This window comes from Ruegeria sp. YTSA105, from assembly GCF_059610225.1.
The window spans coordinates 342,689-356,871 of the sequence record NZ_JBXWNE010000001.1 but is presented as its reverse complement, the minus strand read 5'-3'; the positions used below and the strand labels follow the sequence as shown (position 1 = coordinate 356,871).

Annotated in this window: 10 protein-coding genes and 3 tRNA genes; 9 read left to right on the top strand and 4 right to left on the bottom strand. The window is 55.1% G+C overall.

The window, feature by feature from the left end; translation table 11 throughout:
- Window positions 1-138 precede the first annotated feature (138 nt).
- The 7 genes from AC2FH2_RS01775 to AC2FH2_RS01745 all read left to right on the top strand — a co-directional run bounded on the left by AC2FH2_RS01775 (window position 139) and on the right by AC2FH2_RS01745 (window position 5,734).
- Window positions 139-1,254 (top strand): carboxylate-amine ligase, encoded by a 1,116-nt coding sequence (locus AC2FH2_RS01775; protein WP_142634035.1) that lies wholly within the window; start codon window positions 139-141, stop codon window positions 1,252-1,254.
- A gap of 128 nt (window positions 1,255-1,382) precedes the next feature.
- Window positions 1,383-2,525 (top strand): acyl-CoA dehydrogenase family protein, encoded by a 1,143-nt coding sequence (locus AC2FH2_RS01770; RefSeq protein ID WP_142634037.1) that lies wholly within the window; start codon window positions 1,383-1,385, stop codon window positions 2,523-2,525.
- A gap of 7 nt (window positions 2,526-2,532) precedes the next feature.
- Complete coding sequence (locus tag AC2FH2_RS01765) at window positions 2,533-3,573, top strand: enoyl-CoA hydratase/isomerase family protein (protein ID WP_142634039.1); 1,041 nt, start codon at window positions 2,533-2,535, stop codon at window positions 3,571-3,573.
- 3 nt (window positions 3,574-3,576) lie between these two features.
- Entirely contained in the window at window positions 3,577-4,449 is an 873-nt protein-coding gene (mmsB, locus tag AC2FH2_RS01760) for a 3-hydroxyisobutyrate dehydrogenase (protein ID WP_142634041.1), read from the top strand.
- Window positions 4,450-4,543: 94 nt separating this feature from the next.
- Complete coding sequence (locus AC2FH2_RS01755) at window positions 4,544-4,942, top strand: hypothetical protein (protein WP_142634043.1); 399 nt, start codon at window positions 4,544-4,546, stop codon at window positions 4,940-4,942.
- A 141-nt stretch (window positions 4,943-5,083) separates the two neighbouring features.
- Window positions 5,084-5,236, top strand: coding sequence for a hypothetical protein (locus tag AC2FH2_RS01750; protein ID WP_281972162.1), 153 nt, complete (start codon window positions 5,084-5,086; stop codon window positions 5,234-5,236).
- Window positions 5,237-5,734, top strand: a complete 498-nt coding sequence (locus tag AC2FH2_RS01745) for a site-2 protease family protein (protein WP_496822665.1) — start codon at window positions 5,237-5,239, stop codon at window positions 5,732-5,734.
- Window positions 5,735-5,757: 23 nt separating this feature from the next.
- On the opposite strand, the gene uvrA is transcribed toward AC2FH2_RS01745, so the two are convergent.
- The 3 genes from uvrA to AC2FH2_RS01730 form a co-directional block, all read right to left on the bottom strand.
- Window positions 5,758-8,616, bottom strand: coding sequence for an excinuclease ABC subunit UvrA (uvrA, locus tag AC2FH2_RS01740; protein ID WP_496822664.1), 2,859 nt, complete (start codon window positions 8,614-8,616; stop codon window positions 5,758-5,760).
- 168 nt (window positions 8,617-8,784) lie between these two features.
- Window positions 8,785-8,861 (bottom strand) — tRNA-Asp (locus tag AC2FH2_RS01735).
- Between the two features lie 44 nt (window positions 8,862-8,905).
- A tRNA-Asp gene (locus AC2FH2_RS01730) sits at window positions 8,906-8,982 on the bottom strand.
- Window positions 8,983-9,544: 562 nt separating this feature from the next.
- Between AC2FH2_RS01730 and AC2FH2_RS01725 the strand changes: the two genes are divergently transcribed.
- Window positions 9,545-11,371 carry a M10 family metallopeptidase C-terminal domain-containing protein gene (locus AC2FH2_RS01725; protein WP_496822663.1) on the top strand — a complete coding sequence of 609 codons (1,827 nt, stop codon included), beginning with the start codon at window positions 9,545-9,547 and terminating at the stop codon, window positions 11,369-11,371.
- Window positions 11,372-11,513: 142 nt separating this feature from the next.
- Window positions 11,514-11,588: transfer RNA gene (locus AC2FH2_RS01720), tRNA-Val, on the top strand.
- A gap of 112 nt (window positions 11,589-11,700) precedes the next feature.
- On the opposite strand, the gene lon is transcribed toward AC2FH2_RS01720, so the two are convergent.
- Window positions 11,701-14,109, bottom strand: a complete 2,409-nt coding sequence (gene lon, locus AC2FH2_RS01715) for an endopeptidase La (RefSeq protein ID WP_142634051.1) — start codon at window positions 14,107-14,109, stop codon at window positions 11,701-11,703.
- Window positions 14,110-14,183 lie beyond the last annotated feature (74 nt).

Here is a 14,183-nt window from a genome sequence, read left to right as displayed (position 1 = left end):
GCTCCGGGGTTCTTCTGAACTTTAACCCGTTCCTTACCGTTGCTAGCCCGATGACCGCAAGGACTCTGCCGGTAAACACTTGGCAAAAAGCGTATTTCCGTATTCACTGTTTCGCATAAAGCTAGAAAGAGGGCCGCCATGCAGCAGGAATACACGCTGGGCATTGAGGAAGAGTATCTTCTGGTCGACCGCGACAGCCTTGAACTTGCCCAAGCACCCGCTGCCCTGATGGAAGCCTGCCAGGCCGATTTTCAGGGCCAGGTCAGCCCCGAGTTTCTGCAGTGCCAGATCGAGGTTGGCACCCGCCCCCATGCGACGATCCGCACGGCCCGAGAAGATTTGAAACGCCTGAGGGCGGGTGTGGCGGATCGGTCCGCCGAATACAATCTGGCCCCGATTGCTGTGTCCTGCCACCCCTTTGCGGACTGGAAGAAACAGCACCACACGCGCCGAGAGCGCTATGACGCCTTGCAGCATGCCCTGGGCGGTGTCGCGCGACGGATGCTGATCTGCGGGATGCACGTGCATGTCGGTGTTGAAGAACCGTCCTTGCGGGCCGACCTGATGCCGCAGCTTTCCTATTTCCTGCCGCATCTGTTGGCGCTGTCCACATCCTCGCCCTATTGGAACGGAGAGGATACCGGCCTGTCTTCCTATCGCCTGACCGTATTCGACAACCTGCCCCGCACCGGATTACCACCGGTTCTGGCCAGCTGGTCGGAATATGAACGTACGACAGGCATTCTGGTCGAACTTGGCGTGATCGAGGATACCTCGAAAATCTGGTGGGATTTGCGACCGTCTCATCGCTTTCCAACGCTCGAAACACGCATAATGGACGTGCAGCCTAGGTTGGAGCACACGTTGTCACTGGCTGCAATGGTACAGGCGCTGGTCCGAATGTTGTGCCGTCTGAAAGACCGCAACTTGCGTTGGCGGCAATATGACAGGTTCCTGATTGGTGAAAACCGGTGGCGGGCGCAGCGTTACGGTGTCGGCGAAGGCATGATTGATTTCGGGGATCGATCCATCAAGCCCATGCCGGAACTTATGGGTGAACTGATGGGTATGCTGGCCGAAGATGCCGAAGCACTGGGCACCATGACTGAACTTGCCCGGCTACAGCAAATCGCACAAAACGGCACATCTGCCACGCGGCAACGACGTGTTCACGCCGAAGCGACGGCCAAAGGTGCGGATGCAGGCAGGGCTGTGGTTCAGCATCTGATCGAAGAATTCCATCAGGATTTATGACCTGCCTCAAAGTATGATCTAATCGTTTTCGCAATATCCCTGTCAGGAATTGCTGGGCGTGCAAAATTTCTGTAAGAATCAGGAAATAAACACTCGTTCAATTCATCCGGCGACGTGGGAGGAAACCAATGGATTTTGCACCAACCGAAGAGCAAACTGCTATCTTCGATATGGCCTATGAGTTCGGGCAGGAGCATATCGCACCCTTCGCCCGGCAATGGGAGGCAGATGGCACTATTCCCAAAGACCTTTGGCCCCGTGTAGGGGAGCTTGGCTTTGGCGGTCTCTATGTGTCCGAAGATAGTGGCGGTTCCGGTCTTAGTAGGCTGGATGCGACGATGGTGTTCGAGGCCCTTTCGATGGCTTGCCCTTCAGTCGCGGCCTTCCTGACGATCCACAATATGTGCGCCAAGATGTTGGACACATTTGCCGCGGATGAGCTGAAATCGCGGATCATGCCGGATATTCTTAACCTGAACACAGTCCTCAGCTACTGCCTGACCGAACCCGGATCAGGCTCGGACGCAGCCGCGCTGAAAACTCGCGCCGAACGCACGAACGAAGGTTATACGCTGAACGGAACAAAAGCCTTCATCTCGGGCGGCGGATACTCAGATGCTTATGTCTGTATGGTGCGCACCGGACAGGATGGTCCCAAAGGGATTTCAACCCTGTATGTCGAAGATGGCACTCCAGGTCTTAGCTTTGGCGCGCTTGAACAAAAGATGGGCTGGAAAAGCCAACCAACGGCGCAGGTTCAGTTTGACGACTGCAAAGTTCCGGCGGGCAATCTGGTGGGTACAGAAGGTGACGGATTCAAATATGCGATGATGGGCCTGGATGGCGGTCGCTTGAATATTGCCTCATGTTCTTTGGGGGCGGCACAAGCAGGTCTGAACATGACGCTTCAGTATATGTCCGAGCGTCAGGCATTCGGGAAGTCGATTGATCAGTTTCAAGCGCTGCAGTTCAGGCTTGCGGATATGGAAATAGAATTGCAGGCGGCCCGGACGTTCTTGCGTCAGGCGGCCTGGAAACTGGACACGGGCGCACCGGACGCCACCAAGTTCTGTGCAATGGCCAAGAAATTCGTGACTGAAACCGGATCAAAAGTGGTCGACCAATGCCTGCAACTGCACGGCGGTTATGGGTATCTCGCCGATTACGGTATCGAAAAGCTTGTCCGCGACTTGCGCGTTCATCAAATTCTGGAAGGCACAAACGAGATCATGCGCGTCATTGTTTCTCGTCAGATGCTTGCCCAACGCTGAGACCCCGATGTCAGATATTGAAATTCACACTACCGGCCGCGCTGGACGCATCACTCTGACACGCCCCAAAGCTTTGAACGCGCTGAGTTATGACATGTGCATGGCGATAGATACGGCCATGCGCAACTGGCGCGAGGACGAGTCAGTTGACCTGATCATACTGGACGCCGTTGGCGATAAAGCATTTTGCGCCGGGGGAGATATCGCAGAGCTTTATGATACCGGGTGCAAAGGCGACTTTGCCTATGGGCAGACTTTCTGGCGCGATGAATACAGGCTGAATGCACTGATTTTCGAATACCCCAAGCCCGTGGTCAGTTTCCTACAAGGGTTTACTATGGGTGGCGGCGTCGGAATTGGGTGCCACGGAAGCCACCGCATAGTCGGTGAAACATCTCAGATTGCCCTGCCCGAGTGCTCTATCGGTTTGGTGCCGGATGTTGGTGGCTCTCTGATGCTCGCGCTGGCTCCGGGTCGACTGGGAGAATACTTGGGCACAACAGGTCACCGAATGGGCCCTGCGGACGCCATTTATGCGGGCTTTGCCGACCATTTTATCCCCATTGAAGAATGGCCCGGCCTGATCGAACTGCTCGAAGCTTCCGGGAACACAGACCTGTTGGTCGAGCATTCCCAGACGCCACCCACAGGTAACCTTGAAAAGGTTCAGGCGGAAATCGACGTGCTTTTCAATGGCGAGGGGTTGAACGACATCCTCAACGCGTTGCGCTTCTCCGAAACCCCGTTCTCTGACGCGGCGCAAAAGTTGATGGGCCGCAACTCTCCACTATCCGTGGCTTGTACCATTGAAATGATTCATCGACTTAAGGCGCTGGATCTGTCGATCCGAAAAGCCCTGGAGATGGAGTACCGCTTTACGGCGCGCGCCATGGAACACGGAGATTTTCTGGAAGGTATCCGCGCGCAGATCATAGACAAGGATCGCTCTCCAAATTGGCGTCACCATGGCAAACCTGTTCCCGCCGTGGATATTTCCGCAATGCTGCGGCCCCTGGGCAGCGTCGCCCTGACATTCGAGGAGGATTAAAGAATGAAAATCGGGTTTATCGGCCTTGGAAACATGGGCAATCCAATGGCAGTCAATCTTGCCAATGCCGGGCATGAAGTCGCTGGGTTTGATATGGCCGAGGTGTCGGTTTCCGGTGTTACTTTGACTGGGTCAGGGGCCGACGCTGCAAAAGACGCAGACATCGTCATCACCATGCTTCCGAATGGCCAGATACTTCGATCCGTCGCAAATGAGATCATTCCAGCGATGAATGAAGGGGCCGTCTGGGTCGATTGTTCGACAGTGGATGTCGACAGCGCTCGAGCTGTTGCCGATATGGCTTTGGCTGCGGGAGTTTTGACCGTCGACGCGCCCGTATCGGGCGGTATCGGAGGCGCCTCGGCTGGGACGCTGACATTCATGGCAGGTGGAAGCGCCGAGGCATTCGAAAAAGCCCGGCCCTTGTTCGACATCATGGGGCAAAAGGCAGTGCATTGCGGAGACGCGGGCGCGGGTCAGGCGGCCAAGATCTGCAACAACATGATTTTGGGCGTCACCATGATTGCAACCTGCGAGGCCTTCGCGCTGGCCGACAAATTGGGGCTGGACCGGCAGAAAATGTTCGACGTTGTCAGCACCTCCTCGGGCTATAGCTGGACGATGAACGCATACTGCCCTGCCCCAGGCATCGGCCCGCAAAGCCCGGCCGACAATGGTTATCAACCCGGCTTTGCCGCCGAACTGATGTTGAAAGACCTGCGCCTCAGTCAGCAGGCGGCGGAAAGCTCGGATGCCGACACCCCAATGGGGATGATGGCGACCGAACTGTATCAGCAATTCGTCGAAAGCGAAGATGGGCTGGGGCTGGACTTCTCGGCCATGCTTCCGCGATTTGAAAAGCGCGGTCGGAACTAGGATGCCCTTGGGCGGCTTCCTGCCCATAGGGTTGACCCCTTTCCTGCCGATGTCCATCTAATGGAGAGGTTCAGCATCGATTCTTGGGGCTACGATGACGCATAATTTGGTCAAAGCGCTTACTGTTCTTGCTCTGGTCGTGACCCCGGTGGCGGCCATGGCCGGTAACGGGAAGGGAAACGGCAAGAACAAGAATGACGATAAGGTCATCCGCATAGCGCCTCAGGGCGGTATTGTTGTAACTGGAAACGCCGGCCACTGCCCGCCGGGTCTGGCCAAGAAAAACGTACCCTGTGTCCCTCCGGGACAGGCCAAAAAGCTGTATAGAAATGGCGAGTTTATCAATGGCGACTATCGCTGGATTGATGATCCGTTTCGGTATGGCCTGAATAGGGGAAGCTATGTCCGCGCAGGCGACTACGTGTATCGTGTCGACCCGGATACACGCAAAGTTCTGAACCTGATCGGCGCGGTTGCAGACATCCTGAACTGACAATCGCGGCCTGAATTCAAGCGGGCGAAAACCAACCTCAGTCGATTTGAGAAAGTAAGCAGGCTCGGGCATTTTCCGGCCTGTTTTAGATTTTGACACGATCTAACATCATCATAAACCTCACTATTTCGAGGTTTTATTATGAATACTGAAAACGTGCTATTTGAGCTCCGCGGCCCATGGAACGTACCGATACATTTCAGCCAAAGCCTTATTTTTCTGGTTTTGATCGTTGTCGGAATTAACGCCGATCCGGTCAACCTGCCCTATGCGCTCGCCTTCGTGGCGATTTAGTTGATTTCGATTCTTCTGCACGAGTTGGGCCACGCATGGGGCTGTCTTGTGCAGGGCGTGCCCGTCAATCGAGTCGTCCTTTATGGGGGCGGCGGATTCTGCGAACATCGCCGGTCGACCTCGGCATATGAAGACGAATTGATTGTGGCTATGGGGTCGATTGTGAACCTGACCCTGTGGGCGGTCTGTTCATTGCTGGAACCGTTTTCCAACTCGCCTGAAATTGGCTGGGTTCTGATGGTGACGGCAGAGCTAAACCTGTGGCTGGCGCTGTTTAACATGCTGCCCCTGATGCCGCTTGATGGGGGGCGTCTGCTCTTCGCTTTGCTCACGCGCATTATGTCGGCGAACTCAGCCGCACGTGTTTCCGGGTTTATTGGGCTGGTTGGCGTTCTGCTGTGGATCCCGATGATGATCTTTGCCTATATCAGCTTCGGCTTCGTGTTTCTGTTCTTTCCGCCAATACTGCGCCACTGGCAGATGCTGCGATACGCCTGATACTGAAGTTGCCGCGGCGGAGGTTATTCCGCCGCGACCCGCTCGGGGTTCAGCAACTGTTTCAAATACCTGCCCGTATGGCTGCGTTCCACAGCAACAACATCTTCGGGCGTTCCCGTGGCGACAATCTCACCACCACCGTCACCGCCTTCGGGCCCGATATCAATGATGTGGTCGGCCGTTTTGACAACATCCAGATTGTGTTCGATCACAACAACCGTGTTACCCTGATCAACCAATTCATGCAGCACTTCCAACAGCTTGCGGACGTCTTCGAAATGAAGACCGGTCGTCGGCTCATCCAGAATGTAAAGCGTCCGACCAGTTGAGCGTTTGGAGAGTTCTTTTGACAGCTTCACCCGCTGCGCTTCACCGCCCGACAGTGTCGTCGCCTGTTGCCCGACCTTGATATACCCCAGACCGACCCGCGCCAGCGCGTCCATCTTATCGCGGATCGAGGGTACCGCCTTAAAGAAATCCTGTGCATCTTCCACTGTCATATCAAGGACATCCGCGATGGACTTGCCTTTGAATTTGATCTCAAGGGTTTCCCGATTGTACCGCGCGCCCTTGCAGGTTTCGCAGGTGACATAGACATCGGGCAGAAAGTGCATCTCGATCTTGATGACGCCGTCGCCCTGACAAGCCTCGCACCGACCGCCTTTGACGTTAAAGCTGAACCGGCCAGGCTTATACCCTCGCGCCTTGGACTCGGGCAGACCGGCGAACCAGTCACGGATCGGCGTGAACGCCCCGGTATACGTGGCCGGGTTCGAGCGTGGTGTACGCCCGATGGGCCGCTGGTCGATGTCGATCACCTTATCCAGATGCTCGAGCCCCTTGATCGTCTCGCATGGCGCAGGTGTCTGCCGCGCGCCATTCAGCCGCATCGAGGCTGTCTTGAACAGGGTTTCAATCGTCAGGGTCGATTTGCCACCGCCGGATACGCCGGTCACACAGACGAACTTGCCCAGAGGAAAATCAGCGGTCACTTTCTTCAGATTGTTCCCGGTGGCTTTGACCACAGTCACTTTCTTTTTGTTCCCCTTCCGCCGCTCGGACGGCACCGGGATTTCGCGGGTGCCTGACAGGTATTGGCCGGTGATCGAGGCTGCATCGGTCGCGATCTCGGACGGGGTACCATGGCTAACCACCTGCCCACCATGCACACCCGCACCCGGACCGATGTCAAAGACATAGTCGGCCTCGCGGATGGCTTCCTCGTCATGTTCTACGACGATGACCGTGTTCCCCTGATCCCTCAGGTTTTTGAGAGTACCCAGCAAGCGGTCATTGTCGCGCTGATGCAACCCGATCGAAGGTTCGTCCAGTACATACAACACCCCGGTCAGACCCGAACCGATCTGGCTGGCCAGACGGATACGCTGACTTTCCCCGCCCGAAAGCGTTCCACTTGAACGTGACAGCGTAAGGTATTCCAAACCAACGTTATTCAGGAACCCAAGCCGCTCACGAATCTCCTTGAGTATCACCCGCGCGATTTCATTTTTCTGAGCACTCAGATGGTTTGGTGCATCCTCAACCCACGCCAGCGCCTCGCGGATCGACATCTGCACAACCTGCCCGACATGCAATCCGGCGATCTTGACGGCCAGCGCCTCGGCCCGCAGTCGATAGCCTTCGCAACTGCCGCAGGACCGGTTGTTTTGATAGCGTTCGAATTCTTCGCGTATCCAGGCGCTGTCAGTCTCGCGATAGCGGCGCTCCATATTCGGGATAACGCCTTCGAAACTGCGGGTTACCTGATATACCCGGCCACCCTCGTCATAGCGGAACTGGATTTCTTCCTCACCCGACCCGCGCAGGAAAACCTGCTGCACCTTTTCGGGCAAATCTCTCCACGGCGTGTTTTTGTCGAACTCATAATGTCGCGCGATGGCTTCGATGGTCTGCAGAAAATACGGCGACTTACCCTTGCGCCACGGAGCCAACGCGCCGTCATACAGTTTCAATGTCTGATCCGGAACGACAAGGCGTTCATCAAAGAACAGCTCGACACCCAGCCCGTCGCAATCCTGACAGGCCCCAAAGGGTGCATTGAAGGAAAACAGGCGTGGTTCAATCTCGGGGATGGTGAAGCCACTGACAGGGCAGGCAAAATTCTCGCTGAACGTGATCCGTTCCGAGTCGCCTTCACGCGGTGCGGTTTCCAAAATCGCAATGCCATCGGCCAAATCAAGCGCCGTGCGCAAGCTGTCCGCCAACCGCGTTTCCATACCTTCGCGCACGACCAACCGGTCGACCACAACGTCGATGTCATGGCGGAATTTCTTGTCCAGTGTCGGCGGCTCGTCCAGCTCATGAAACGCGCCATCAACCTTGACGCGTTGAAACCCCTGCTTGCGCAGCTCCAGAAACTCTTTCTTATACTCGCCCTTTCGGTCCCGAACGATCGGGGCCAGGAGATACCCTCGCGTGCCCTCCTCCATCGTCATGATCCGGTCGACCATATCCTGCACCTGCTGGGCTTCGATCGGCTTGCCCGTGGCAGGGCTGAACGGTGTACCAGCGCGGGCAAACAGCAGGCGCAGATAGTCGTAAATCTCGGTCACGGTTCCCACGGTAGACCGTGGGTTCTTTGAGGTCGTCTTCTGTTCGATGGAAATAGCCGGAGATAGACCACTGATATGGTCCACATCTGGCTTTTCCATCATATCCAGAAATTGCCGGGCATAGGCCGACAGGCTTTCGACATACCGGCGCTGCCCTTCCGCATAGATCGTGTCAAAGGCAAGCGACGACTTGCCCGAGCCTGACAGACCAGTGATGACCACAAGCTGGTCACGCGGAATATCCACGTCAATGCCTTTGAGGTTATGTTCGCGCGCGCCGCGCACCTCGATATTCTTCAGCTCAGCCATGTTTGGCCCCCAACACATAAGTGTCCTAGAGATAAGCGAGCCACACTGAGTCTCCAACAGAAAAGTTAGAACAAAATGTGAACGAGAGAGATGTTGCCGCCACCTACTGACAACAAAACCAATAGAGTCACCCGGTAAACGGTATGATTTCTGAAAACTAGTGGAAAATGGCGCGGTTGACGGGGCTCGAACCCGCGACCCCCGGCGTGACAGGCCGGTACTCTAACCAGCTGAGCTACAACCGCGCATCTATTTCGTGGCCTTTACCCTGGACCAAGGATGGCAGCGATGGCGCGGTTGACGGGGCTCGAACCCGCGACCCCCGGCGTGACAGGCCGGTACTCTAACCAACTGAGCTACAACCGCCCGCTGCCCGTTCGTTGCTGAACGTTGGGGTGTATTATGGCCACGCCCGGACATCGTCAAGCGGCGAATTGAAGTTTTTTCTCAGAACGTAATTTTTGTTAGAGATGTTTTCTCGTCACACAACGAATGGCCAAATAGAAACCAGCCGATAATTCACGACCCGCTGCCTTTGACCAGACAAAAATATTCTGAAACCTTGAGCAGCACATCACCTGGCATGGGTCCGCTAGATCCAGATCTCAGGACAGCCCCCAAACTCTTCCCCAAGCTTATTCTGGCATAATCCCAAAGCGAACAGTCATATCAACTTGCTGGCAGAGAGTTACCCAAAGCTTACCGCGTTCTGCCTCATTTCAACCACAAATGGTCTGCAAGACGATTACAAACACCTCTGCCAAAAGAGACTTCATACGCTCGGTTGATCCTCGGGCCAAAACGTTGGAAATTTCTGATGCCAAAGGAAGAATTACCGATTCTAGAACCGGTCAATATATACGGCGCCAATTTTGTATTCCGGAAAAACCGGGAACAAACGGCGTGTTAGACAAGGAAGAAATTTAAGATGTCAGTTGCCAGCACAACTTCTCCGGGTGCAAATGTTACCGGCCATGTTTATGTAGACAGCCTGATTTGGGGCACGTCTTGGGACACCAGCGCCGGAGGCGTCAGTGCTCCGGGCACAATCACATACTCCTTCGATGATGGATCGTTAGGTCGCCGTGGCTTTGCCTCCTACATGAAGGAAGCAATCCGCAAAGCATTTGCAATTATCGAAACGATCATTCCGATCGAGTTCAACGAAGTCGGCTTTCTGACACCAGCAGGCGAGATTAATGACGTTAACATCACCTACGCTTTGCTGACCCAAAACGATCTTGGCGGACCCGGATCTCTTGGTGTCCATCAAGTTCCGGGTGACGACCCCCTGCTGCAGGATTCTGGCATCGACGCCCTGTTCGGCATCTTTGCCTATGATACGCCTCTGTTTAGCAAAGAGGCCTTACGCAAAGGCGGTGAAGGCTTCGCGACAATCATTCATGAGATTCTTCACGGCCTTGGTCTAGCCCACCCACATGATGAAGGCGGCAGCTCGACTATATTTCCGGGGGTTACGCAGCCCTTCGACGATTACGGGACAGATGGGCAGAACCAGGGTGTTTACACCATCATGTCCTACAACTCGGGCTATCCCGAAGTTGTTCCACTGAAGACATATAAGGCTGGCGGCACGGCCTCGCCCATGGCCCTTGATATAGCTGCGCTGCAGGCGATCTACGGAACGACGGACCACAACACCGACGACAACGTCTATAAAATCAAAGGCAAGAATGGCGCCGGAACATTCTGGACATCCATCTGGGATACAGATGGAATCGATACAATTTCGGCAAAGAGTGTTGATCGTAGCGTCAGGATCAACCTCAATGACGCGGATCTTGATGGCAGCGATGCAGGTGGCACTCCTTCCCATGCCAAAGGCGTAACCGGTGGATTTACGATCGCAAATGGGGTCGTCATTGAGAATGCGCAGGGCGGCAACAAGGGCGACATCATCGTCGGGAATGAAGTTGATAACCGGTTGGAAGGATTTGGCGGTAGCGATGTTATTTCTGCTGGCGAGGGTAATGACATTCTTCTTGGGGGTGGCGGCAATGACACCCTGACCGGAGGTCTTGGAAACGACGAACTGTACGGCCACAAGGGCACGGACAACTTTGTAGCCGAGGACAGCGACGGCGACGATATCATTGACGGCGGAGAGGGCCTGGATTGGTTGCGTTATATCGGCACAAGCGCCGTAACCGTTGATTTGTCTGACACCAATGCACAGGCAACCGGATACGGAACCGATACCATTACGGGTGTCGAAAACGTCGATGGGTCCGAGCAAAATGACGACATTACAGGTACGGACGGTCGAAACATCCTGCAGGGTAATGGAGGGTCTGACCGCCTGGACGGGGGCCTTGGCAAAGATACCCTGAATGGTGGCGGAGGCAGCGATACTTTGATCGGTGGTGCCGGAAGGGACACCATGACCGGCGGCGAAGGGGCCGATGAGTTTGTGTTCACGTCAACAACCGAAAGTTCGCGCAAAGCAAAATATGCCGACCGGATTACCGATTTCACTCAGGGTGAAGACAAGATCGACCTAAGTGCGATCGACGCAAGCACCGTAATTGACGGCGATGATTCATTTGTCTTCAACGGTACAACACCGGCCCAGACGTCGGACGAAGGCGAAATCTATTACGTCAAGAAAAACAACGCAGGCACCAAGAACGACTTCACACTTGTTCTTGTGGATACTGACGGCGACAAAAATCCTGAGATGGTTATCAAGATCTCTGGCTTGCACGATCTGACCCAGGACGATTTCATTCTTTGACATCAAAAAGTGAAAGGGCGGCCCCACAAGGCCGCCCGTTTATGGGCACCTCGACTGGGCATTTGCGGGGTAATCCCCGGGGCCCAAAAGGCGCAAAGACCTCTTGCGGCTTTGCTGAACTCCTTATAAGACCCCTGCTCACGGGTGATTAGCTCAGTGGTAGAGCGCTTCGTTCACATCGAAGATGTCAGGAGTTCAAATCTCTTATCACCCACCATTTCTCTACTCTGCGATCCGATATGCAAAGCCAGTAATTGGCTGACTATTTGGTCTGACCAAAGAAAAAGGGCGAGGTGCTAACCCCGCCCCTAATTGCCATATTCTGACCTTTAGTGCGCCCTGGCGGACGGGGACGTGTTCTCAGCCGTTTTGGCTGCAGCCGCGGCGGCCTCTTCTGCGGCTTCGTCCCATTCGACAGGTTCAGGATCCCGAACCAGAGCGTGTTTCAGAACTTCCGAAACATGCGTGACCGGGATGATTTTCAGCCCTTCCTTCACGTTGTCAGGAATTTCGGCCAGGTCTTTCTCATTCTCTTCAGGAATCAGAACAGTCTTGATCCCGCCGCGCAGAGCCGCCAGCAGCTTTTCCTTCAAACCACCGATGGGCATCGCATTGCCGCGCAGGGAAACCTCTCCTGTCATGGCAATATCCTTGTGCACCGGGATACCCGTCAGAACCGATACGATTGAGGTCACCATTGCCAAACCGGCCGAAGGACCATCCTTGGGCGTTGCCCCGTCCGGTACGTGGACGTGGATGTCCAGGTTGTCGAATTTGGGCGGCTTCACCCCGATCTTAGGTGAGATTGACCGCACATAAGATGAGGCTGCATCGATGGATTCCTTCATCACATCGCCCAGCTTACCCGTGGTCTTCATCCGCCCCTTACCGGGCAGTTTCAGCGCCTCGATATGCAGCAGATCGCCACCAACGGAGGTCCAGGCCAGACCGGTTACAACCCCAACCTGATCGTGCTGTTCAGCCAAACCATAGCGGAACTTGGGCACGCCCAAGAATTCATCCAGATTGTCCGGCGTCACCGTGACCGACTCCGCCTCTTTCTTGATGATCTTGGTCAGCGACTTCCGCGCCACCTTGGCGATTTCGCGTTCAAGGTTCCGCACGCCAGCTTCTCGGGTGTAGGTGCGGATAATCGATTGCAGCGCCTCATCGGATAGTTCGAACTCTTTGGCTTTCAGACCGTGGTTCTTGATCTGCTTACCGATCAGGTGCTGCTTGGCGATCTCGCTCTTTTCATCTTCGGTATAGCCCGCCAGAGGTATGATCTCCATCCGGTCGAGCAAAGGCCCGGGCATGTTATAGCTGTTGGAGGTGGTCAGGAACATCACGTTGGATAGGTCATATTCAACCTCAAGGTAGTGATCCATGAACGTGCTGTTCTGTTCCGGGTCCAACACTTCCAGCATGGCCGAGGCCGGATCGCCACGGAAATCCTGACCCATCTTGTCGATCTCGTCGAGCAGGATGAGCGGGTTTGTGGTCTTCGCCTTTTTCAGCGCCTGGATGATCTTACCAGGCATCGAACCGATATAGGTCCGACGGTGGCCACGGATCTCGGACTCGTCACGCACACCGCCCAGCGAGATGCGAATGAATTCGCGCCCCGTCGCACGTGCAACCGACTTACCAAGCGAGGTTTTACCCACACCCGGAGGGCCAACAAGGCACATAATCGGGCCCTTCAGCTTCTTCGACCGCTGCTGAACAGCCAGATATTCGACGATCCGTTCCTTGACCTTCTCAAGCCCATAGTGATCGTCATCCAGAATTTCCTGCGCGCGACCAAGATCTTTTTTAACGCGGGACTTGGTGCCCCAAGGCAGAGCCAAAATCCAGTCGAGGTAATTGCGCACGACTGTGGCCTCAGCCGACATCGGGCTCATATTGCGCAGCTTCTTCAGCTCACCTTCGGCCTTTTCACGCGCCTCTTTCGACAGCTTTGTTTCGGCGATTTTCTCTTCCAGCTCGGCCACTTCGTTCGAGCCGTCATCGCCATCGCCAAGTTCCTTCTGAATGGCCTTCATCTGCTCATTCAGATAATACTCACGCTGTGTCTTCTCCATCTGGGTTTTGACGCGGGTCTTGATCTTTTTCTCGACCTGCAGAACCGACATCTCGCCCTGCATCAGGCCATAGACCTTTTCAAGCCGTTCGCTGACCGACAGTGTTTCCAGCAGTTCCTGCTTTTGCTCGACCTCGATACCAAGATGCCCCGACACAAGGTCGGCCAGTTTGGCGGGCTCGGCGGTTTCACCAACAGCGGTCAAAGCCTCTTCGGGGATGTTCTTGCGGACTTTGGCATAGCGTTCGAACTCATCCGCGACGGTGCGAAGCAACGCTTGTGTAGTGGTCACATCACCCGGAATCTCGGTCAGATATTCTGCACGAGCCTCAAAAAACTCTTCGTTATCAAGGTATTCTGTAATCTGTACGCGCGCTTGCCCCTCGACCAGAACTTTCACGGTTCCATCTGGAAGCTTCAGCAGCTGCAGCACATTTGCCAGCACGCCCGAGCGATAGATTCCGTCGATTTCCGGATCGTCATCACCTGGATCAATCTGGCTAGACAGCAGAATTTGCTTATCGTCTTGCATCACTTCCTCAAGTGCGCGGACAGACCTTTCCCGACCCACGAACAAAGGCACGATCATGTGAGGAAAAACCACAATGTCGCGTAGCGGAAGTACTGGGTATGAGGAATTCAGGGGCTCTTGCATGCTCAATCCTTATCTTTGGCAAGACGGCACTGGTCCCTCATCTAGGCAACCCCCGGCCGTCTCCTGTCTGGAAG